The sequence below is a fragment of the Curvibacter soli genome, from assembly GCF_029211125.1.
In the GTDB taxonomy this organism is placed as follows: Bacteria; Pseudomonadota; Gammaproteobacteria; order Burkholderiales; family Burkholderiaceae_C; genus Curvibacter_A; species Curvibacter_A soli.
Map to the genome: position 1 here is coordinate 100,688 of NZ_JARGEN010000031.1, position 22,322 is coordinate 123,009.

At 67.9% G+C, this 22,322-nt stretch carries 18 protein-coding genes; 11 read left to right on the forward strand and 7 right to left on the reverse strand.

What is annotated here, in order from left to right:
* Positions 1–82: 82 nt before the first annotated feature.
* The 3 genes from PY257_RS07835 to yjgA all read right to left on the reverse strand — a co-directional run bounded on the left by PY257_RS07835 (position 83) and on the right by yjgA (position 2,523).
* Positions 83–1,183, reverse strand: a complete 1,101-nt coding sequence (locus PY257_RS07835; protein WP_275740643.1) for an NAD(P)-dependent alcohol dehydrogenase — start codon at positions 1,181–1,183, stop codon at positions 83–85.
* A gap of 108 nt (positions 1,184–1,291) precedes the next feature.
* The gene (gene mog / locus PY257_RS07840; RefSeq protein ID WP_275740645.1) at positions 1,292–1,888 is read right to left on the reverse strand and encodes a molybdopterin adenylyltransferase; all 597 of its coding nucleotides are present in this window, start codon (positions 1,886–1,888) and stop codon (positions 1,292–1,294) included.
* Positions 1,885–2,523, reverse strand: a complete 639-nt coding sequence (gene yjgA / locus PY257_RS07845) for a ribosome biogenesis factor YjgA (protein ID WP_275740647.1) — start codon at positions 2,521–2,523, stop codon at positions 1,885–1,887. The genes mog and yjgA overlap by 4 nt, the downstream gene beginning before the upstream one ends.
* 66 nt (positions 2,524–2,589) lie before the next feature.
* On the opposite strand from yjgA, the gene pmbA reads away from it, so the two are divergent.
* Complete coding sequence (gene pmbA, locus PY257_RS07850) at positions 2,590–3,975, forward strand: metalloprotease PmbA (protein WP_275740649.1); 1,386 nt, start codon at positions 2,590–2,592, stop codon at positions 3,973–3,975.
* A gap of 266 nt (positions 3,976–4,241) precedes the next feature.
* Here the strand turns inward: pmbA and PY257_RS07855 are convergent, their stop codons facing one another.
* Positions 4,242–4,547 (reverse strand): HNH endonuclease, encoded by a 306-nt coding sequence (locus tag PY257_RS07855; protein WP_275740651.1) that lies wholly within the window; start codon positions 4,545–4,547, stop codon positions 4,242–4,244.
* A gap of 157 nt (positions 4,548–4,704) precedes the next feature.
* Between PY257_RS07855 and PY257_RS07860 the strand changes: the two genes are divergently transcribed.
* Both PY257_RS07860 and PY257_RS07865 read left to right on the forward strand, forming a co-directional pair.
* A complete protein-coding gene (locus PY257_RS07860) occupies positions 4,705–5,649 on the forward strand; it encodes an NAD-dependent epimerase/dehydratase family protein (protein WP_275740653.1) in 945 nt (314 codons plus the stop codon).
* A 16-nt stretch (positions 5,650–5,665) separates the two neighbouring features.
* A complete protein-coding gene (locus tag PY257_RS07865; RefSeq protein ID WP_275740655.1) occupies positions 5,666–6,751 on the forward strand; it encodes an ELM1/GtrOC1 family putative glycosyltransferase in 1,086 nt (361 codons plus the stop codon).
* Between the two features lie 19 nt (positions 6,752–6,770).
* Here the strand turns inward: PY257_RS07865 and PY257_RS07870 are convergent, their stop codons facing one another.
* Positions 6,771–7,655 carry a hypothetical protein gene (locus PY257_RS07870; protein WP_275740657.1) on the reverse strand — a complete coding sequence of 295 codons (885 nt, stop codon included), beginning with the start codon at positions 7,653–7,655 and terminating at the stop codon, positions 6,771–6,773.
* 279 nt (positions 7,656–7,934) lie between these two features.
* Here PY257_RS07870 and PY257_RS07875 point away from each other — a divergent pair, with 279 nt between their 5' ends.
* Entirely contained in the window at positions 7,935–8,768 is an 834-nt protein-coding gene (locus tag PY257_RS07875; protein ID WP_275740659.1) for a hypothetical protein, read from the forward strand.
* A 237-nt stretch (positions 8,769–9,005) separates the two neighbouring features.
* Here the strand turns inward: PY257_RS07875 and dcd are convergent, their stop codons facing one another.
* The gene (gene dcd, locus PY257_RS07880) at positions 9,006–9,572 is read right to left on the reverse strand and encodes a dCTP deaminase (RefSeq protein WP_275740661.1); all 567 of its coding nucleotides are present in this window, start codon (positions 9,570–9,572) and stop codon (positions 9,006–9,008) included.
* Between the two features lie 146 nt (positions 9,573–9,718).
* Between dcd and PY257_RS07885 the strand changes: the two genes are divergently transcribed.
* On the forward strand, positions 9,719–10,051 hold the full coding sequence (locus PY257_RS07885) for a hypothetical protein (protein WP_275740663.1): 333 nt from the start codon (positions 9,719–9,721) through the stop codon (positions 10,049–10,051).
* A 42-nt stretch (positions 10,052–10,093) separates the two neighbouring features.
* Here PY257_RS07885 and guaD read toward each other — a convergent pair whose 3' ends face one another.
* A complete protein-coding gene (guaD, locus tag PY257_RS07890) occupies positions 10,094–11,395 on the reverse strand; it encodes a guanine deaminase (RefSeq protein WP_275740665.1) in 1,302 nt (433 codons plus the stop codon).
* Positions 11,396–11,885: 490 nt separating this feature from the next.
* Here guaD and fdnG point away from each other — a divergent pair, with 490 nt between their 5' ends.
* The 6 genes from fdnG to PY257_RS07920 all read left to right on the forward strand — a co-directional run bounded on the left by fdnG (position 11,886) and on the right by PY257_RS07920 (position 22,285).
* Positions 11,886–14,954, forward strand: a complete 3,069-nt coding sequence (gene fdnG, locus PY257_RS07895; protein ID WP_275740667.1) for a formate dehydrogenase-N subunit alpha — start codon at positions 11,886–11,888, stop codon at positions 14,952–14,954.
* A 153-nt stretch (positions 14,955–15,107) separates the two neighbouring features.
* Entirely contained in the window at positions 15,108–16,031 is a 924-nt protein-coding gene (gene fdxH, locus PY257_RS07900) for a formate dehydrogenase subunit beta (protein WP_275740669.1), read from the forward strand.
* Complete coding sequence (locus PY257_RS07905; protein WP_275740671.1) at positions 16,028–16,654, forward strand: formate dehydrogenase subunit gamma; 627 nt, start codon at positions 16,028–16,030, stop codon at positions 16,652–16,654. The genes fdxH and PY257_RS07905 overlap by 4 nt, the downstream gene beginning before the upstream one ends.
* 73 nt (positions 16,655–16,727) lie before the next feature.
* Complete coding sequence (gene fdhE, locus PY257_RS07910) at positions 16,728–17,672, forward strand: formate dehydrogenase accessory protein FdhE (RefSeq protein ID WP_275740674.1); 945 nt, start codon at positions 16,728–16,730, stop codon at positions 17,670–17,672.
* A 58-nt stretch (positions 17,673–17,730) separates the two neighbouring features.
* Positions 17,731–19,161, forward strand: a complete 1,431-nt coding sequence (gene selA, locus PY257_RS07915) for an L-seryl-tRNA(Sec) selenium transferase (protein ID WP_275740676.1) — start codon at positions 17,731–17,733, stop codon at positions 19,159–19,161.
* 79 nt (positions 19,162–19,240) lie between these two features.
* Positions 19,241–22,285, forward strand: a complete 3,045-nt coding sequence (locus tag PY257_RS07920) for a class I SAM-dependent DNA methyltransferase (protein WP_275740679.1) — start codon at positions 19,241–19,243, stop codon at positions 22,283–22,285.
* Positions 22,286–22,322: the final 37 nt, after the last annotated feature.

Genomic DNA, 22,322 nt, shown 5'->3' on the forward strand with positions numbered 1-22,322 from the left:
CATGTCCAAGGCAGCGCAGACGCAAGAACGCCCCGCAACATTTCTGCTGCGGGGCGCTGGCGCCGTCTATTCTGGCCGCGTTTCAGCGGGGCTTGATCGCCACCTTCAGCACGCCGTCGCGCTGGTGGGCAAACAGGTCATAGGCGGCCACGATGTCGTCGAGTTTGTAGTGGTGCGTGACCATCACGCCCAGGTCCAGGCGGCTGGCGGCAATCACGTTCATCAGGCGGCGCATGCGCTCCTTGCCGCCGGGGCACAGCGCGGTGCGGATGGTGTGGTCGCCCAGGCCCGCGGCAAACTGCGCCAGCGGAATGGTGAGGTCTTCGGAATACACGCCCAGGCTGGACAGCGTGCCACCGGGCTTGAGCACCTTCATGGCCTGCGCAAACGTGGCCTGGGTGCCCAGCGCCTCGATGGAGCTGTCGGCGCCCTTGCCGCCGGTGAGCTTCATCACCTCGTCGATCACGTCCACGTTGTGGAAGTTCAGCGTCACGTCGGCGCCCATTTTCTTGGCGATGCCCAGGCGGTGGTCGTTGCCATCGACGGCGATGACGGTGGTGGCGCCCAGCAGGCGCGCGCCCGCCGTGGCGCACAGGCCAATGGGGCCCTGCGCAAACACCACCACGGTGTCGCCGATCTTGATGGCGGCGTTTTCCGCGCCCTTGAAGCCGGTGGACATGATGTCGGGGCACATCAGCACCTGCTCGTCGGTCAGGCCGTCGGGGATGGGGGCCAGGTTGGCCTGTGCATCGGGCACCAGCACATATTCGGCCTGGGCGCCATCGATCAGGTTGCCAAAGCGCCAGCCGGCGGTGGCCTTGTAGCCGTGGCAGCCGCACAGGCCGCGCGCCACCAGGTAGCTGCCGTCCTGTGATGGCACGCCATCCTGCGCGGCATACGAGTTGAAGTTGGGGCAGATGGCGCCGGCAATCACGCGCTGGCCTTCGGTGTAGCCCTGCACGGCACTGCCCAGCTTTTCGATCACGCCCACGGGTTCATGCCCCACCGTCAGGCCCTTGGCCACGGGGTATTCGCCCTTGAGGATATGCACGTCGGTGCCGCAGATGGTGGTGGTGGTGATGCGCATCAGGGCATCGTTGGGGCCGATGTCGGGGATCGGCTTGTCGGCCAGCTCGATGCGGCCCTTTTCGACAAAAACAGCGGCTTTCATCATGGCGTTCATGGCGGTCTCCATTTGTGAAGAGCTCACCATACTCCGGCCGTATGTCCGCGGCGCAGCGACGCCTGAGTGGACTGCTCGGGTATGGGCAAAAGGGCTGGCGACCCTGCCTCAGCGGGTGCGCAGGGCCGATTTGGGCCGGAAGGCTTTGCAGACCTCGTCGCGCGTTTCCAGGTAAGGCCCGCCAATCAGGTCCACGCAGTAGGGCACTGCGGCAAAGATGCCCGGCACCAGTTGCGCACCGGCCGCATCCTTGAGGCCTTCCAGCGTTTCGGCAATCGCCTTGGGCTGGCCGGGCAGGTTGATGATGAGGCTCTGGTCGCGCACCACGGCCACCTGGCGCGACAGGATGGCGGTGGGCACAAAGCGCAACGAGATCTGGCGCATCTGCTCGCCAAAGCCCGGCATCTGCTTGTGCGCCACGGCCAGTGTGGCCTCGGGCGTCACGTCGCGCAGCGTGGGGCCCGTGCCGCCGGTCGTCAGCACCAGGCTGCAGCCCTCGTCGACCAGGGCGATCAGTGCGGCGCTGATGGTGTCCTGCTCGTCGGGGATCAGGCGGGGTTCGAAAGTGATGGGGTTGAGCAGGGCGCGGGTGAGCCAGTCCTGCAAGGCGGGCAGGCCCTTGTCTTCATATACGCCGGCGCTGGCGCGGTCGCTGATAGAGACGATGCCGATCTTGACCGGGTCGAAGGCGGCGGCCCGCGTCATGGCGCCTCGCCCTCGCCCTCGTCCTCGTCCGGGGCGCCGCCTTCGAACTGCTCGCGCACGAGCTGGAACAGCTCGCGGTAGGCGCGGCCATGGCGCAGGGCTTCGCCGGGCCGCTCGGGCCGGGCATCCTTGCGCGCCTGGCGCACCAGGGCGCGTAGCTGCTGGGCGTCGGTGGCGGGGAACTGCTCCATCCAGCGGCCCACGGCATCGTCGTCGCCGATGAGCCGCTCGCGCCACTGCTCGGCGGTGTGCAGGGCCATCTTCTCGGCCACGCTGCCGCCGTGCTGCTCGTCGAGCGCGGCACGCGCGGCCATCACGGTGCCGGCGTCGAGCTGGCGCATGAGCTTGCCCACGTACTGCATCTGGCGCCGCTTGCCCTCGAAGTTGGTGATGCGGCGCGCCTCGGCCAGCGCGTCCTGCAGCTTTTCTGGCAGTGCCAGGCGCTCCATGAGGTCGGCGCGCAGCGCCAGCAGGTCCGTGCCCAGCGCCTGCAGCGCAGCGCTCTCGCGCTTGAGGTCGGTCTTGCTGGCCTCTTCGGTGCCTTTGAGTTCGGCCTTGTACTGCAGGTCGAGCTCGCTGCCTTCGGCAATGAACTGGCCGCGGACGTAATAGCCTTTTTTGGGTTTGCGTGACATGGGGTGGGGGCATCCCGGCGGAGCGCCGCCGGGGCATGGAGGGCGGCAAGTATCATAGCCGCCGCCATGAACACATCTCGCAGCGCCGCGGACAGCGGCTTCAGCTATTCCCCCGCCTTCTTCGAAGAGCTCGTCGACACCGCCCTCGCCCATGCGAAGAAGATCGGCGCCACCGATGCCGGCGCCGAGGCGTCCGAGGGCTGCGGGCTGTCGGTCAGCGTGCGCCGCGGCGCGCTGGAGAACGTCGAGCGCAACCGCGACAAGTCGCTCGGCGTGACGGTGTACGCGCGACAGCGCCGCGGCAACGCGAGCACCTCCGATTTTTCGCGCCAGGCCATCGAGCAGACCGTGCAGGCCGCCTACGACATCGCCCGCTACACCGCCGAAGACCCGGTGGCCGGCCTGCCCGACGAGGCCGACGTCGTGCGCGCCGGCGAGGTGCATGACCTGGACCTGTTCCACCCCTGGGCCCTGACCAGCGAAGAGGCGGCGCGCATCGCGCTCGAATGCGAGGCCGCGGCGCTGGCCACCAGCCGCCGCATCACCAACAGCGAAGGCGCGGGCGTGTCGGCGCAGCAGTCGCATTTCTTCAGCGCGCACACGCACGGCTTTCGCGGCGGCTACGCCAGCTCGCGCCACAGCCTGTCGGTGTCGCCCATCGCGTCGCTGCCGGGCCGCAACGGCGACATGCAGCGCGACGCGTGGTACAGCTCCATGCGCGACGCGCACGAGCTCGCCAGCCCCGCCGCCGTGGGCCGCTACGCCGCCGAGCGCGCGCTGGCGCGGCTGGGCGGCCGCAAGATTCGCACCACGCAATGCCCGGTGCTGTTCGAGTCGCCGCTGGCCGCCGGCCTGCTGGGCGCCTACGTGCAGGCCACCAGCGGTGGCGCGCTCTACCGCAAGAGCAGCTTCCTGCCCGATTCGCTGGGCAAGGCGGTGTTCCCCAGCCACGTAGACGTGACGGAAGACCCGTTCGTGCCGCGCGGCAAGGGCAGCTCGCCATTCGACGAGGAAGGCGTGCGCACCCGCGCGCGCAAGGTGGTGGACGCGGGCCGGGTGCAGGGCTACTTCCTGTCCACCTACTCGGCGCGCAAGCTCGGCATGAAGACCACGGGCAACGCGGGCGGCTCGCACAACCTCACGCTGCTGTCGCGCCAGACCCGGCCCGGCGACGACCTCGACGCCATGCTGCGCAAGCTCGGTACCGGCCTGTTCGTGACCGAGCTGATCGGCCAGGGCGTGAACTACGTGACGGGCGACTATTCGCGCGGCGCCAGCGGTTTCTGGGTGGAAAAAGGCCGCATCGCCTACCCGGTGCACGAGATCACGATCGCGGGCAACCTGAAGGACATGTTCAAGGGCATCGCCGCCATCGGCGCCGACATCTACACCTACGGCGCCAAGAGCGTGGGCTCCATCCTCATCGACCGCATGAAGGTGGCGGGAGCCTGAAGGCCGGGCCTTCCAACACGTCCCAGGAGCGCGCCGCACCCGAACCAGCCCCATACTCCCGGGGAGTATGGCATCAGTATCCGCATATCTTCTGCAGTAGCCGGCATGGGCATTGGGAGTATATATTGCATCCTCTATTCCACATGAACGGATTGCCGCTCACGCGCGGCGCCCTCCAGCATCGGCGATTGGCCGCAGCATGTACCAACTTCATGCCTGCGTTGCTGTGTGGGTCTGCATGCCCCCACATCCCATGAGCGTGCCGTTCAGCGCAGCAGCACAGGGCCGTACTTGAGCTTCTTGCAGTCTTTGCCCGTTGCTTCCTTGATGAAGCGCTTGTCCTGCGGCGTGATCCAGCGCATGTTCTCCTTTTTGTCCTGTCCGCCGGCACAAAGCTCGACGACGTAGCCCACCTGCCAGCCGGGGCAGGCCCCTTCGGTCCGGCCCGTGGACGGGCAGGGATGGTTCAGGCGAAAGGCGCGCTGCTCGGCGCGGTCGCGGTGCTTGCTGCGCGCGTCGGCCGGCCCCGGCAGGGCGGCGAACAAAAGGCAGAGAAGCAGGGTCTTGTTCATGCGCAAAGAGCCGCAGCCATCGGGCCGCAGTGCTCTATTATGCTGTCGGCCTCCACCCTCACTCACCGAGAGCCATGCTGCGCCGCTCGTGGACTTTCCCCCTTGCCTCTCCTCAATGCCTGTGCCTCCCCTGACTTCTGGAGCGACCGCCGCGCGTGTGCCCCTGGTCGCCGTGACCGGGGCGACGGGCTTCATCGGACGGCATCTCATTGCCGCGCTGACGCAGGCGGGCTGGCGGGTGCGGCTGCTGTTGCGGCGCGAGCCGTCGGGCTCCGGATGGCGCCAGTCGAAGCCCGAGGTCGTGGCCGGCGCGCTCGACAACAGCGCCGCACTGGCACGCTTGGTGGAGGGCGTGGATGCGGTGATCCATCTGGCCGGACTCATCAAGGCGGCGCGACGGGCGGACTTCTTCGCGGTCAACGAGCAAGGCGTTGCGCGGATCGCGCAGGCAACCAGGCGACTGTCCCCTGACGCGCATTTCCTGCAGGTGTCCAGCCTGGTGGCGCGCGAACCCTTGCTCTCGGACTACGCCGCCAGCAAGCGCGCCGGCGAGGCGGCCGCGCTCGACGCCATGGGCACACGCACCACCGTGCTGCGCCCGCCCGCGGTCTACGGCCCTGGCGACCGCGAGACGCTGCGCTTCTTCCAGGTGGCCCGCTGGCCGTGCGTGCCTTTGCTCGGCGGGCCAGACGCGCGCGCGGCGTTGATCCACGTGCGCGATGTAGTGCGGCTGATCGTCACGCTCGTTGCGGCGACACCGCGGGGCCAGGTGATGGCGGCGGCCGACGGCCAGCCGCAGGGCTACCGCTGGAGCGAACTGCTCGGCGCTGCAGCGCGTGCCGTCGGCAATCCCTCGCCGCGCTTCATCGAGGCGCCGCAGAGCCTGCTGCGTGGCGTTGCGCTGCTGGGCGATCTGGCGCGCCTCGGTGGCTCGGCCAGCATGCTCAATTCGCAGAAGCTGCGTGAGCTGCGCCATGCCGACTGGGGTGTCGCGTCTGACGAACTCGCGCAGCCGGACGGTTGGTCGCCGCAGTTCGACATCGACACCGGCTTTGTCGATGCGGTTGCCTGGTACCGCTCGGCCGGCTGGCTACCAGGCTGATGCGCCGGCGAGTGACATGGCCCGGGTGACGCCTTGCGGTGCCGACGCGGCACCGGTCTGGGTATTGCTGGGGGCGCGCCACGGCGACAACCAGCAGTTGCTGGCCATCGCCGATGCCTTGGGCGTGCCGTACCGTACCGTACCCTTGCGTTTTCGTGTCGCTGCCGGCTTGCCGCCGATCCTGCTGGGCGCTTCGCGCCTGAGCTGGCGCAGCAAGGACACGGCAGCGCTGCAGCCGCCCTGGCCGCGCGTGGTGTTGGCGGCGGGACGCAGGAGCGTGCCGGCAGCGCGATGGATTCGGCGCCAATCCGGCGAGCGTACGCGACTGGTCCACGTCAATCGACCGTGGGCGCCGCTGTCGTGGTTCGACCTGATCGTCACCACGCCGCAGTACGCCCTGCCGGAGCAGGCCAACGTGTTGATGCACCGCCTGCCGTTCATGCAGCCGCAGCAGCCCATCGACGTACCGCTTCCGCTGGCGTTGCAGCCGTATGCGGCGCGCATGCCGCGGCCCTGGACCCTCGTGATGGTCGGCGGCAACAGTCGCCCCTTCGTATTCGACAAAGAGGCTGCGGTCGGGCTTGCGCACCTCGTGAATGCGCAGGTGCGAACACATGGCGGCAGCGCCTGGGTGCTTGGCAGTCCGCGGACGCCGGCTACCGCGATGGAAGTACTGGCCGGGTCGCTCGACGTGCCATCGCATGTCGTCCGCTGGGGTGAGGGCGAGAACCCCTACGCGGCCCTGCGCCAGCGCGCGCAGCGGATCATCGTCACGACGGACAGCGCGTCGATGCTGACCGAAGCGTTGCTCACCGGTCGTCCGGTCGTGCCCTTCGCGTTGCCACGGCAGCCGGATTGGCGCTGGAGCTTGGCGACGGCCTGGCGCGTCGCTGCGACACGGCGACCGACGTCGATGGTCGCGCGCAGCTTCGATATCCTGCAGGGCCTCGGACTGCTGTCGTCTCTGCGCGATCTGGCGCTGCTGCACCGTGCGTTGGAGGCGGCTGGCGCGTTCGACGGCAGCGGGCGTGTACTCGACATGGCACGGCAGGAGCGCGAAATCACGCTGGCGCGCATCCATGCGCTGATCGCGCGCTACTGAGCCGTCGGAGGGCGTGCCCTCAGGCCGCGATGTGCGCGGCGCGGGCCACGCAGTCCATCGCGTCGGCACGCACGTGGCCGTGCGCGATCTCGGCGTCGAGCAGGGCACGGTCGATCGAGCCGTTGTCCAGGCATTCGCCCAGCAGTCGGAAGAACAGTCGCTCCTGGGCCGGGTCTGGATGCCTGCGGTAGCGACCCGCGCCGCGCCCCGTCAGCTTGCGCAGCCAGATGCCAGCGCGCGACTTGAGCGTGGTGCCGCGCGGCGTGAAGTCCGAGGACAGACCGGTTTTCCACGGTTGCGTGCGGCGGTGCGTGTTGTGCAGCAGCTTGGTGTCGGGTGCAAGACGGTCGAAGTCATTCCACTCGGACTCGAGCGCCGCGACGCTGCCCGGCGGTTCGAGCAGCAGCCACATCCAGTCGCGGTAGTCGCGTTCGCCGCGGAAAACGCGCTCGAAGTCCACTTCCCACTGCCAGTGCCGCAGACGCGCGCAGTCCATCAGCATCACGCTCGACGCGTAGTGCAGCGGGCGGCGGAAGTTGCCATCCATTTGCCGTGCCATCAAGGCGGCGCCACCCATGTCGCGCTCGAGCAGTATGTTGATGTCTGCGAGCGCGAAGATGTCCGGGTCGATCAGCACCGCGCGGCCGGTGTAACCCATCTGTTGCGGCACGGCGAAGCGCAGCGGCGTGAATGACTGCAGGTCGTCGTTGCGCCAGACTACCTGCTGGCCCTCGCGCAGATAGCGGCGCCCCTCGAAGCGCTCGAAGACCGGGAAGTCCGTCGTCTGGAGGATGTGCACGTCGAAGCGTTCGGGCGCGGCGCTGTGGCGACGCAATGCGTGCTGCGCCACCAGGGCGCCGACGATCTGCTTGGGGTTGGTGTGGATGAAGACGGCGTTGCGCATGCCGCATTTTCACCTCTCCGCCGGCTCGGGCATCCCGCTGCGGGCTCGGACCAATGCTTTTTTTCGGCCATCTCGGTGCTGCCGTGCACCTTGTAGCGCTGATCGCTTCTCCGCAAACGCCGGGAACCGCCAGGGCCTTGGGATGAGCTCTCCAGTGTCGGCAGTCGCGGTACACTGCCACCATATGAAATTTATGCGCATGCCCTGTGGCGAACTCTTCAAGCAGGTGATGCGAGATGCAGACGAAGTCCGCAGCGGTGTTGCGCCGGAGGGTTCGGTGTGCATGTGCTGATCACCGGCAAGGGCTCTAGTGGTAGCTGGCAAATCCGTGGAGTTCAACTAGGGCAGACGCTGGGGGCTTCAATAGTCCCGAATGCCAAGGACGTGGCGCCCTACGACTTGGCAGTCCTCGTGAAGCGGCAGACCACCGATCTGCTGCGAAGCCTGCATCGTTGCGAGGTGCCGGTGATCTGGGATGTGGTCGACGCCTGGCCACAGCCAGTCGGAAATGCGTGGCAGAAAAAGCAGTGCTTAGAGTGGCTGGCCAATGAAGTGAGGACGATTCGGCCTGCCGGGATTGTCGCAGCGACGCGCGTGATGGCTCAGGACTGCGAGGGCTTTGGCGTGCCCGTGCTAACGCTACCGCATCACGCCCGTCCGGGCCTGCGGCCGAATCCAATCCGGCCGCTGAAAGTGCTGGGTTACGAAGGAGGAGAGAAGTATCTGGGACGCTGGCTGCCGATTGTCAAGCGGCAATGCGCGGCTCGCGGATTGCAGTTCGTCATCAATCCGGCGGAGGTGGCCGACGTGGACATTCTGGTTGCGTTGCGGGACTGCCCTGGCTACGCCCCAAGGAACTGGAAGAGCAACGTCAAGCTGGCTAACGCGCAAGGCAGCGGGACGCCGGTGATTTGTAACCGCGAGGCGGGGTATCTGGAGACGGCATGCGGCGTCGAACAGTGGGCCGACGACGAGGCCGAACTCGCTGCGGCGCTGGATGCACTGGAGTCTGTCGAAGTGCGGCGCCGAACGGGGCAAGTCTTACGCGCCTCGACCCTGAATATCGATAGCGTCGCGGCTATTTACCTGGAGTGGCTACGGTCGAAATTCTGATTTTCTGATCCCCGGCGGCGACCCAAACTGCTCCACCTGCCCGGGGTGAGTTGGCCCATTGAGAACGGCGAGTCAGGCGCCTCAGCCCTGACGATCCGAAGGCGGGCGTTCTCTGCCCGCAAGCGGGTTAGACGTGAATCGAAACCTTGCGCATGCCACGGCCCATCACAGGATGCGGCGCCTCTGGCGGCGAAATGCAATCCGGCTTGCAGGCCACCGCCTTGACCGGCGGCGCGGTCAGGCCCGCGGCAGCGTCACGCCGTGCTGGCCCTGGTATTTGCCGCCGCGGTCCTTGTAGCTGGTCTCGCACACCTCATCGCTCTCGAAGAACAGCACCTGCGCGCAGCCCTCGCCCGCGTAGATCTTGGCCGGCAGCGGCGTGGTATTGCTGAACTCCAGCGTCACGTAGCCCTCCCACTCGGGCTCGAACGGCGTGACGTTGACGATGATGCCGCAGCGCGCGTAGGTGCTCTTGCCCAGGCAGATGGTGAGCACGTTGCGCGGGATGCGGAAGTACTCCACCGTGCGCGCCAGCGCGAAGCTGTTGGGCGGGATGATGCAGGAGTCGCCGTGGAAGTCGACGAAGCTTTTCTCGTCGAAGTTCTTCGGGTCCACCACCGTGCTGTGGATGTTGGTGAAGACCTTGAACTCGGGCGCGCAGCGGATGTCGTAGCCGTAGCTGCTGGTGCCGTAGCTGATGATCTTGCGGCCCTCGGCCTCGCGCACCTGACCCGGCTCGAACGGCTCGATCATGCCGCGCTGCTCGGCCATGCGGCGGATCCACTTGTCGCTCTTGATGCTCATCGGCTGCTCCTGCGCTGGGCGCGTATTCTAGTCAGTCACCACGGCATACGGCGCCGCGCATGGGTGGGATTAGAACTGCGCGATGGCGCGGCGGGCGGCACGGTTCATGCTTCAGACCTCGCGCCGCCGCAAAAAAATCGCCCGCCATGCACCGCCACCTGTCCATCGCCGCCATTGCCGCCCCGCTGTTGTGCGGGACCGGCGGCATGGCGCGCGCCCAGGCCACCGCACCCGCCACGGGCTACACGGTGCAGGCGCAAGACCCGTGCCGGGCCGAGTATTCGAAGTTCGAGCAGGCCATCGGCTTCGCCCGCCAGACCCAGGGCACCGAGGCCGCCGCCGCGCTGAAGGAAAAGCTGCTGCCCGCCAAGACCGCCGACGAGATCCTGTTCAAGGACGGCTACTGCGGCCTCGTGAAGTACCTGCGCCAGAAGAAGCTGCTCGGGCCCGCGGATGCCGCCGCACCCACGCCGCGCTGAGCCCCGGAAACTCCTGATTTGATAGCTGCTCCCGCAGGTAAATCAAGCGCCAGAGGCCAATTTTGCTTGTGAAATGACGGTGCGCTCGACCAGCCGGTCGTCGCCCAGCACGATGAGCGCGAACAGCAGCTCGTCGAGGCTTGCGGCCTGCGCGGTCTTGCGCGCGATGAGCGGCGTGGCCTGGGGATTGAGCACGATGAAGTCGGCCTCGCAGCCCGGCTGCAGGTTGCCCACCACCCCTTGCAGCCCCAGCGCACGCGCCGCACCTGCCGTGTGCTGCCACCACAGGTGCTGCGGCGGCAGCGACAGGCCCGTCTTGGTCTGGCCCTCGCGCCCCACGTAGTAAGCCGCCCGCATGGTGTGGAACGGACTGAAGCTGGTGCCCCCGCCCACGTCGCTGGCCAGGCCGTAGCCGAAGCCCGCGCGGTCGGCACCCGCGTAGTCGAAGAAGCCGCTGCCGAGGAACAGGTTGCTCGTGGGGCTGACGGCGGCCACGGTGCCGGTGGCGCGCATCAGGGCGCGATCCTCGTCGTCGAAGTGGATGCAATGGGCATAGACGGCGCGCGGGCGCATCAGGCCGAAGCCCTCGTACACGGCGAGGTAACTGCGGGCCTCGGGAAACAGCTCGTGCGCCCATGCGATTTCGCCCAGGTTCTCGGCCACGTGCGACTGGATCCACACATCGGGGTAGCGGGCCGCCAGTTCGCCCGCGCCGCGCAGTTGGGCCGGCGTGCTGGTGGGCGCGAAGCGCGGCGTGATGGCGTAGCCCAGGCGGTCCACGCCGTGCCACTTGCGGATCAGCGCCTCGGTGTCGCTCAGGCTCTGCTCGGTCTGGTCGCGCACGCCGTCGGGCGAATGGCGGTCCTGCAGCACCTTGCCGGTGACGAGGCGCAGTTGCCGCGCGCGCGCCTCGGTGAACAGCGCGTCCACCGACTGCGGGTGCGAGGTGGCGAACGTAAGCGCCGTGGTGACGCCGTTGCGCAGCAGCTCTGCTATGAAAAAAGAAGCTACTTCCGCAGCATATTCGGGCACGGAGAAGCGTTTTTCATGGGGAAATGTGTAGTTCTCGAGCCAGGGCAGCAGCCCTTCGGCGGGCGCGCCGATCACGTCGGTCTGCGGGTAGTGGATGTGCATGTCCACGAAGCCCGGCGCGATGATGCGCCCGGGCAGGTGCTCCACCGGCACGCCGGGGTAGCGCGGCGCGAGGTCGCGCTGCGGCCCCAGCGCCTGCACGCGCTGGCGGCCCTGCGCGTCGGGGCCGACGACCAGCAGACCGTCCTCCTCGTAGCGGACGGCGGGGACGTCGGGTGCGAAGCGGAGGATGGCGGCGCGGTAGGCATGCATGGTGCAACGGAGCTTAAACGCGGCCCGGGCGGCTCCGCATATGCGGGGGCGGATAAGGGCTATTTCGCGCGGCCCTGCACGCCCTCGGCCAGCCAGTCCAGGGCGAGGATCTGCGCGTCCGCCAGCGCATGCCCGCAGGCGATGGCCAACCTATGTCAACGATGCCAGTGCAGTGTTCGATGCTTGTCGGCACAAATAAAAGCGATGCGTTTGGGCGCCGGGCAAGGCGCAAACCACAGCGATAGCCGTCGCAGCGCGTCGCGCCGGGCTGCCCGCACTTCGCGGTCTGCACGCGGTGTTCCCCTCGCGCCGCGGCCTGCTGCCGGACGTGCGCGCGTTGCTCGACGCGCTGGCCGAGGGACTGGCACCGTTCGATGCCGGCGGGGAAGCTGCGGAAATCTCCTCATGACGCGGCGCGCGTGCATGCCTAGAATGGGCCCCAGAGGCGTCCCGAGAGAACGCCCGACCACTTTTCCCAAAAGGTACCCCCATGGTGCAACTCTCCAGACGCCAGTTCATGAAAGTGACTGGCACCACGCTGGCAGGCTCCAGCCTGGCGCTGATGGGCTTCTCGCCCGCCACCGCGCTGGCTGAAGTCCGCCAGTACAAGCTCGCGCAGACCACCGTCACGCGGCAGACCTGCACGTACTGCTCGGTCGGCTGCGGCATCCTCATGTATGCGCTAGGCGACGGCGCCATGAACGCCAAGCCGTCGGTGATCCACGTCGAGGGCGACCCCGACCACCCGGTCAACCGCGGCACGCTCTGCCCCAAGGGGGCGAGCCTGCTGGACATCATCAACAGCCCGAACCGTCTGCTCCACCCCGAGTACCGCGCGCCAGGCTCCAGCGAGTGGAAGCGCATGTCATGGGACGATGCGCTGAACCGCATCGCAAAACTGATGAAGGCCGACCGCGACGCCAACTTCGTCGAGAAGACGGCCGACGGCCTGACGGTCAACCGCTGGCTCACCACCGGCATGCTGGCGGCCTCGGCCTCCAGCAACGAGGCCGGCTACATCACGCACAAGATCGCCCGCTCCTGGGGCCTGCTCGCATTCGACAACCAAGCCCGTGTCTGACACGGCCCGACGGTGGCAGGTCTTGCCCCGACGTTTGGCCGTGGAGCGATGACGAACCATTGGGTCGACATCAAGAATGCGGATGTCATTCTGGTCATGGGCGGCAATGCCGCCGAGGCGCACCCCTGCGGCTTCAAGTGGGTGACCGAAGCGAAGGCGCACAACAAGGCGTACTTCATGGTGGTCGATCCGCGCTTCAACCGCTCGGCATCGGTGGCGGATTTCTACGCCCCCCTCCGGTCGGGGTCGGACGTCGCTTTCCTGGGCGGGGTCATCAACTACCTGCTGTCCAACGACAAGGTGCACCACGAGTACGTGAAGAACTACACCGACTTCTCGTTCATCGTGCGCAGCGATTTCGACTTCGTCGACGGCATCTTCTCGGGCTACAACGCCGAGAAGCGCACCTACGACAAGGCGAGCTGGGACTACGAACTGGGCGCCGACGGTTTCGTGAAGACCGACCCGACGCTGCAGGACCCGCGCTGCGTGTACCAGTTGATGAAGGCGCACTATGCCCGCTACACGCCTGAGAAGGTCGAGAGCATCTGCGGCACGCCCAAGGACAAGTTCCTGCACATCTGCGAGAAGATCGCCAGCACGGCCGTGCCTGGCCGTGCCATGACCATCATGTACGCGCTGGGCTGGACGCAGCACTCCATCGGCGCGCAGATCCTGCGCACCGGCGCCATGGTGCAGTTGCTGCTGGGCAACATCGGCGTGGCCGGCGGCGGCATGAACGCGCTGCGCGGCCACTCCAACATCCAGGGCCTCACCGATCTGGGGTTGCTGTCGGCCAGCCTGCCGGGCTACATGACGCTGCCCTCGCAGGCCGAGCAAGACTACGGAAAGTACATCGAAGCCCGCACGCAGAAACCGCTGCGCCCGGGCCAGATGAGCTACTGGCAGAACTACCCGAAGTTCCACGTCAGCCTCATGAAGGCATGGTATGGACCGGCGGCGACCGCCGACAACAACTGGGCCTACGACTACCTGCCCAAGCTCGACAAGCAGTACGACATGCTGCAGATTTTCGAGCTGATGAACCAGGGCAAGGTCAACGGCTACATCGCGCAGGGCTTCAACCCGCTGGCAGCGCTCGCCGACAAGGACCGCGTGCGCGCGGGGCTGTCCAAGCTCAAGTTCCTGGTCATCATGGACCCGCTGGCCACCGAGACGTCCGAGTTCTGGAAGAACTACGGCGAGCACAACGACGTGGACCCGGGCCAGATCCAGACCGAGGTGTTCCGCCTGCCCACCACCTGCTTCGCCGAGGAGGAGGGCTCGGTGGTGAGTTCGTCGCGCGTACTGCAATGGCACTGGAAAGCCGCCGAACCGCCGGGCGAGGCCGAGACGGACATCCGCATCATGTCCGAGCTGTTCCTGCGCATCAAGGCGCTCTACGCCAAGGAAGGCGGCAGGTATCCCGACCCCATCATCAACCTCTGGTGGCCCTACAACAACCCGCACGGGCCCACGCCGACGGAGGTGGCCAAGGAGTACAACGGCCGCGCCCTGGTCGACCTAGCCGATCCGAAGGACGCCACCAAGATCACCCGCAAGGCGGGCGAGCAACTCGCGGGCTTCGGCGAGCTGCGCGATGACGGCAGCACGGTCTGCGGCTGCTGGATCTTCTCCGGCGCCTGGACCCAGGCCGGCAACCAGATGGCGCGGCGCGACAACGCCGACCCCACGGGCATCGGCAACACGCTGAACTGGGCCTGGGCCTGGCCGGCCAACCGCCGGGTGCTCTACAACCGCGCCTCGTGCGACGTGAGCGGCAAGCCGTTCAACCCGCAACGCAAGCTGGTCGCCTGGAACGGCAGCGCCTGGGGCGGCGCCGACGTGGCCGACTTCGGCGCCGCCCTGGCGCCCGAGAGCGGTGCCGGCCCGTTCATCATGAACCCCGAGGGCGTGGCCCGCTTCTTCGCTCGCAAGAACATGGCCGAGGGGCCGTTCCCCGAGCACTACGAACCGTTCGACACCCCGCTGGGCTACAACCCCATGCACCCGAAGAACGCCAAGGCCACCAGCAGCCCGGCCGCGCGCGTGTTCCCGGGCATCTGGGAGACCTTCGGCAAGGCCGCCGAATTCCCGCACGTGGGCACGACCTATCGCCTGACCGAGCACTTCCACTACTGGACCAAGCACGCGCTGCTCAACGCCATCATCCAGCCCGAGCAGTTCGTCGAGATCGGCGAGGCGCTGGCCAAGGAGGTCGGCGTCGCCTCGGGCGAGTGGGTGAAGGTCAGCTCCAAGCGCGGCTACATCAAGGCCGTGGCGCTGGTCACCAAGCGCATCAAGCCGATGCGGATCGAGGGCAAGACCGTGCATCACGTGGGCGTGCCGATCCACTGGGGCTTCAAGGGCGTGACCAAGCCCGGCTTCCTGGCCAACACGCTGACGCCGTTCGTCGGCGACGGCAACACCAACACGCCTGAATTCAAGACCTTCCTGGTCAAGGTGGAAAAAGTATGACCACCCCCGCTTCTTGCTCACTTCGTGTAGCCGCCTCCCCCCTCAAGGGGGCGATACCAGCGGCCCGGCAAAGTCGGTGCCGCGGTACCCCTGGCCTTGGCCGCGCCGGTTTCATGCGCTGCGGGTCACGCAGCAGCGTGGTGGAGGACTGAGATGCCACTGCAATCCCTCGACATCCAGCGGCGCTCCGCCACCACCCTGCCCTCGCCCAGCGTGCGTGAGGCGCATGAGGGCGAGGTGGCCAAACTCATCGACGTCTCCAAGTGCATCGGATGCAAGGCCTGCCAGACCGCCTGCATGGAATGGAACGACCTGCGCGACGAGGTCGGCACCACCAGCGGCGTGTACGACAACCCCACCGACCTCACCGAGCATTCGTGGACGGTGATGCGCTTCACCGAGTACGAGAACGAGGAGTCCGGCAACCTCGAATGGCTGATCCGCAAGGACGGCTGCATGCACTGCCAAGACCCGGGCTGCCTGAAGGCATGCCCCTCGCCCGGCGCCATCGTGCAGTACGCCAACGGCATCGTCGACTTCCAGGAAGAGCACTGCATCGGCTGCGGCTACTGTGTCACCGGCTGCCCCTTCAACGTGCCGCGCATCTCCAAGAAGGACCACAAGGCCTACAAGTGCACGCTGTGCTCGGACCGCGTGGCCGTGGGCCAGGAGCCGGCCTGCGTGAAGACCTGCCCGACCGGCGCCATCATGTTCGGCACCAAGCAGGCCATGAAGGACCAGGCCGAGGAACGCATCGAGGACCTGAAGGAGCGCGGCTTCGCCAAGGCCGGCCTGTACGACCCGGCCGGCGTGGGCGGCACGCACGTGATGTACGTGCTGCACCATGCCGACACGCCCTCGCTCTACCACGGCCTGCCCGACGCGCCGAAGATCAGCCCCATGGTCAGCCTCTGGAAGGGCGTGGCCAAGCCGCTGGCCATGGCCGCGCTCGGCGTGGCCGCCATCGGCAGCCTGTTCCACTACATCACCAAGGGCCCCAACGACGTGTCGAAGGAGCTCGAGGACGAAATGGAAGAAAAGGACCGCAAGGCCCTGGAGAAGGAGAAGACGCCATGAGACGCAATCCACGCGACCTGCAGCGCTATACCGCCTCCGAGCGCGCCAACCACTGGGTGGTGGGCATCTGCTTCATCCTGCTCGCGCTCTCGGGCCTGGCGTTCTTTCACCCGGCGTTCTTTCCGCTCACGCAACTGTTCGGCGGCGGGCCGTGGACGCGCATCCTGCACCCCTACGTCGGACTGGTGATGGAGGCTTTCTTCGTCATCATGGCGCTGCGCTTCTGGCGCTTGAACGTGATTGAGCGGCGCGACGTGGAGTGGCTCAGGAACGTGCGCAAGATGGTGGACGGCGACGACCACGCCATGCCCGAGCAGGGCAAGTACAACGGCGGCCAGAAGGTGCTGTTCTGGGGCCTGGTGATCGGAATGCTGCTGTTGCTCGCCACCGGCCTGCTGATGTGGCGCGCCTGGTGGACGCCGCCCGTGGACGTGGTACGCGCGGCATCGGTCGTGCATGCCGTCGCGGCGGTCTGGATGATCGGCCTCATCATCATGCATGTCTATGCCGCCATCTGGACACGCGGCACCATCCGCGCCATGCTCTACGGCACCGTCACGCGCGCCTGGGCCAAGCAGCACCATCGCGGCTGGTACCGCAAAATGACAGGCGACAACAGCTAAGGCACACCAAGCGCAACCCCCCGCGCCGCCGGCTGCTTGGCTGCACCGGCGGCATTTTTTTGGAATTCACACCTTGCAGCGCATTCTTCAACCGGGCGAGATCGAAGCCCTGGACCACACCAGCTTCCCGCGCGTGCGCCTGCCGCAGCCCGGCAGCCTGTTCGCCGACCGCGCGGCGCGCCTGCGCCAGTTGGCCCAAGGCAATGCCATCGCCGACTACCTGCGCTTCGCCGCGCAACTGGTGCAGGCGCAGCAGCGGGCCGCCGCCACCGTGCACACCGTCGCGCTGCCCGCCGACCAGTTGGCGCGCGCGCAGGCGCATTCGATGCCGCTGATGCCCGCGGCCAACTCCATCGACCCCGCATGGCAGGCCGTGCTGGAGGGGCTGCTGGATACGCTGGAGCAGTCCGGCAGCCTGCCCGCCACGCTGGCGCCCGTCATCGCGCGCCTGCGCGCGCGCACGCCCGCCGCGCTCGACGCCCTGGCCGTGCAGGTGCTCGGCGATACCACCACCACCGCCGACCTGGCGCTGCAGCCCTTCATCATGGCCGCGCTGCAGGTGACGTTCGCCGACCGCGCCAGCCGCCTCGGCGCGGCGGACGTCCCCTTCGTCGACCCCGCCACCATCTGCCCGGTCTGCGCCTCGCAGCCCGTGGCCAGCGTGCTGCGCATCGGCGGCCAGGCCGCCGGCCACCGCTACCTGCACTGCGGCACCTGCTGCACCGAATGGCACATGGTGCGCGTCAAGTGCAGCCACTGCGAATCGACCCAGGGCATCCACTACCAGGGCGTGGAAGGCGGCAGCGAAACCGTGCTGGCCGAAACCTGCGACGAATGCCACACCTACCGCAAGCTGGTGAACCAGGAGAAAGACCCGTTGGCCGAACCCCTGGCCGACGACCTGGCCAGCCTGACGCTGGACCTGCTGATGGGCGACACCGCCTTCGCCCGCGCCAGCGCCAACCCGCTGCTGGCCCTGGGGCGCGAACTGGCGGACGATGCCACGCACGACGCATGAGCGCCGCGCCGGGCCGCCAGCAAGCTCGCGCCGCAGTGCGCAGCACAGAGGTTATCCAGTGACCGCCGCGCCGCCCGCAGCAGCACGCCTGCCTTCCGTCGATCGCGTACTGGCCGCGCCCGAACTGCGCGCGCTGGCCGACCAGTACGGTCTGTCGCAAGCCACCGCCGCCCTGCGCGCCGTGCTCGATGGGCTGCGCCCCGCCGCCGTAGCCACCACACTCGATGCCGCACAGACCACCCCTGAAGCGCTGGCGGCAGCGGTACGGCAACGGCTGCAAGACAAGTTCGCTCCGCGCCTGCGCGCCGTGTTCAACCTCACCGGCACCGTGCTGCACACCAACCTGGGCCGCGCCCTGCTGCCCGACGAAGCGGTGCAGAGCGTGCTGCGCGCGCTCACCGTGCCCGCCAACCTTGAATTCGACCTCGCCACCGGCGGGCGCGGCGACCGCGACGACCTCATCGACGACCTGCTGCGCGAACTCACCGGCGCCGAGGCCGCCACGGTGGTCAACAACAACGCCGCCGCCGTGCTGCTGATGCTCAGTGCGCTGGCGCCGCGCAAGGAAGTGGTGGTTTCGCGCGGCGAGCTCGTGGAGATCGGCGGCGCCTTCCGCATCCCCGACATCATGGCCCGCGCCGGCGCGAAGCTCATCGAAGTAGGCACCACCAACCGCACCCACGCCAAGGACTACGAAGAGGCCATCACCGCACGCACCGCGCTGCTCATGAAGGTGCATTGCAGCAACTACGCCGTCACCGGCTTCACCAAGAGCGTGACCGAGGCCGAGGTGGCACGCATCGCCCACGCCCACCATCTGCCATTGGCAGTGGACTTGGGGTCAGGCACGCTGGTGAACCTGGCGCGCTGGGGCCTGCCGCACGAAGCCACGGTGCGCGAGACCATCGAAGCCGGCGCCGACCTGGTCACCTTCAGCGGCGACAAGCTCCTCGGCGGCCCGCAGGCCGGGCTGATCGTGGGGCGCCGCGACCTGATCGCCCGGATCAAGAAGAACCCGCTCAAGCGCGCGCTGCGCGTGGGCAAGCTCACGCTGGCGGCGCTGGAGCCGGTGCTGCGCCTCTACCTCGCGCCCGAGTTCCTGGCCGAGCGGCTGACCACGCTGCGCCTGTTCACGCGGGCGCAGGCGCAGATCCGCGCGCAGGCCGAGGCGCTCGCCGCGCCCGTGCAGGCTGCGCTCGGCGCGGCGTACACGGTCCAGGCCGTACCGATGGCAAGCCAGATCGGCAGCGGCGCCCTGCCCGTCGATACGCTGCCGAGCCACGGCCTGCGCGCCCACCCCGCGGAGGCCAGGCGCGGCGGACGCCAGCTCACGCGCCTCGAAGCCGCCCTGCGTGCGCTGCCGCGCCCCGTCATCGGGCGCGTGGCCGACGGCGCGCTGTGGCTGGACCTGCGCTGCCTGGAAGCGCAGGACGAGGCCGAGTTCACGGCCCAGTTGCAGCTACTCGCCGAAGTGCTGGCGCACGGCTGATGCCATGGGTAAAAATAGCCGCCAGCGCCTGTAAAACAAGCGCTACCAGCTACCATTTAGATAGCATCCACAACACCCCATGACCCCTGCTGAATTCATCGCCAAATGGGGCCCAGGCGGCCCCGCCGCGCACCTGAACGAAGAACAGGGCGCGCAAAGCCATTTCCTCGACCTGTGCGAACTGCTCGACGTGCCCAAGCCCGGTGCGCTGCCGGGCGAGGAATACCTGTTCGAGCGCCAATCGCTCGTGCTCGGCGAGGCGCGCGGCTATGCCGACGTGTTCTACCGCGACCACTTCGCCTGGGAGAACAAGGCCCCGGGCAAGAACCTCGACGCCGCGCTGCGCCAGCTCCAGCAATACAGCCTGGCGCTGGCCAACCCACCGCTGCTGGTGGTGTGCGACCGCCTTGCCATCCGCATCCACACCCAGTTCAACGGCCACCCGAGCGAAACGCACACCGTGCGCATCGAGCAGCTCGACCTGCCCGACCAGCGCGCCCTGCTGCGCCGCCTGTGGCTGGAACCCGAGAGCTTTCGCCCGCGCCAGACCACCCGCGACATCACCGAAGCCGCCGCCAAAAGCTTCGCCACCCTGGCCGACCAACTGCGCCGGCGCGGCCACGGCGCGGAGAAAGTGGCCCACTTCCTCACCCAGTGCCTGTTCTGCTTCTTCGCCGAAGACGTGGACCTGCTGCCCGGGCGCATGTTCGAGCGCCTGGTGGGCAACCGCCACCTCACCAGCGACCGCCTCACCCAGGGCCTAGCCAACCTGTTCGCCACCATGGGCGAAGGCGGCCTGTACGGCGCCGACGACATCCCCTGGTTCAACGGCGGGCTGTTCGCGCATGTGGACGTGCCGAAGCTCGAAATCATCGACATCACCGAACTGCGCAACGCCGCCGCGCTGAACTGGAGCGCCATCGACGTCTCCATCTTCGGCACCCTGTTCGAGCGCGGCCTCGACCCCGCCAAGCGCAGCCAGCTCGGCGCCCACTACACCGACCCGGCAACCATCGCCCGCATCATCGAACCCGTCATCACCCGCCCGCTGCTACAAGTTTGGGAGCAGACAATGCAGGAAATACGAGCGCTGGCGGCCAAAATCAAGAAGAACGGCGACGCCGCCTACCGCAAGACCCACACCCGCTTCGTGCAATGGCTCGAAGCGCTGCGCGCCTACCGCGTGCTCGACCCCGCCTGCGGCAGCGGCAACTTCCTGTTCCTGGGCCTCAAAGCGCTCAAGGACATCGAACTGCTCAGCATCACCCAGGCCGCCACCCTGGGCCTGGACCGCGAGCAAGACCTGGTGACCGGCCCACACAACCTGCTGGGCATCGAGCTCAACGAATACGCCGCCGAACTGGCCCGCGTGAGCGTGTGGATCGGCGAAATCCAGTGGCGCATCGCCCATGGCTACCCGCCCAAGCTCAACCCCGTGCTGGAGCCGCTCGACCAGATCGAATGCCGCGACGCGCTGCTGGCCTGGCAGGGTGAGGGCGAGGCGCGCCACGCGGTGGAAGCGACATGGCCCACGGCCACGGTGGCAGTGGGCAACCCGCCGTTCATTGGCGACAAATGGATGCGCGGCGAACTCGGCGACGCCTACGTCGACGCGCTGCGCGCCACCTACGCCGGGCGCGTGCCCGGCGGCGCGGACTTCGTCACCTTCTGGTTCGAACAGGCGCGCCAAGCCATTGCGCAACAAACGCTACACGCCGCCGGGCTGGTGGCCACCAACTCCATCCGCCAGCGCGGCAACCGCCCGGTGCTGGAGCAGATCGCCCGCGCCACCCGCATCTTCGAAGCCTGGGCCGACGAACCCTGGGTCAACGAAGGTGCCGCCGTGCGCGTGTCGCTGGTCTGCTTTGGCCGCAGCACCCAGCCCGCGCGGCTGGACGGAAACGAAGTGGCGCAAATCTTCACCGACCTCAAGGCCCAGCCGCTGGGCGCGGGCGCGGCGGTAGACCTCACCCTGGCCCGGCCGCTGGCCGAGAACGCCGACGCCTCCTACTTCGGCCTGTGCCTGGCCGGTCCGTTCAAGGTCGACGCCGCGCAGGCCGCGCAGTGGCTGCGCCTGCCCAATCCCAACGGCCGCCCCAACAGCGACGTGCTCAAGCCCATCTACAACGGCCGCGACATCACCGACCGCTGGTCCGGCCACTGGGTGGTGGACTTCGGCGCCCGCATGCAAGAAGCCGAAGCCACGCTGTACGAAGCGCCGTTCGAATACGTGCGCCAGCACGTGCGGGCCAAGCGCATGCAAAACCGGCGCGCCGCGCGGGCCCAGAACTGGTGGCGCCACGGCGAGGCGCGGCCTGGGCTGCGCACGCAATGGGCCGGGCTGGGCCACTACATCGCCACCGTGGAAACCGCCAAGCACCGCCTGTTCGTGCGCATGCCGATCGCGCTGGCGCCCGAGCACAGGCTGATCGTGATTCCGCGCGAAGACCACGCCACGCTGGGCATGCTGTCGAGCCGCATGCACGTCGTCTGGGCACTGGCACGCGGCGGCACGCTTGAAGACCGCCCCGTATACAACACCTCCCAGATTTTCGAAACCTTCCCCTTCCCCGCCCACCTCACCCCCGCCGACACCGCGCACCAGCGCACCGAGGCGCTGCCCAGCGGTGCGCTGATTCCGGCAGGCCTGGCCGAAGCCAGCGCCCAGCCTGCCCCGGATTCAAAGACAAAACAGCCCGCAGCGCTTACAAACAGGGCGAATGCAGCTATTAATACAATAGCACCATCCATAGCGACCCGGCAGCACGCCAGCGCCATCGCCGAAGCCGCCCACCGGCTCGACCAGTTGCGCCAACACTGGCTCAACCCGCCCGAATGGACACGCCGCGTGCCCGAGGTGGTGCCGCTGGGCCTGGCCGCATCGCCCTACCCCGACCGCATCGAGCCGCGCCCCGGCCTCTCCGAAGCCGATGCCAAGGCGCTGCAAAAACGCACCCTGACCAACCTCTACAACCTGCGCCCAGGCTGGCTGGCGCAGGCCCACGAAACGCTCGACGCCGCGGTGGCCGCCGCCTATGGCTGGGCCGATTACACGCCCGAGCTGCCCGACGCGGAAATTTTGCGCCGCCTGCTGGCGCTGAACCTGGAGCGCGCGGGCGGCTGAAAACCGCCTGAATGCAAAAAACAGAATCCTTTCCACC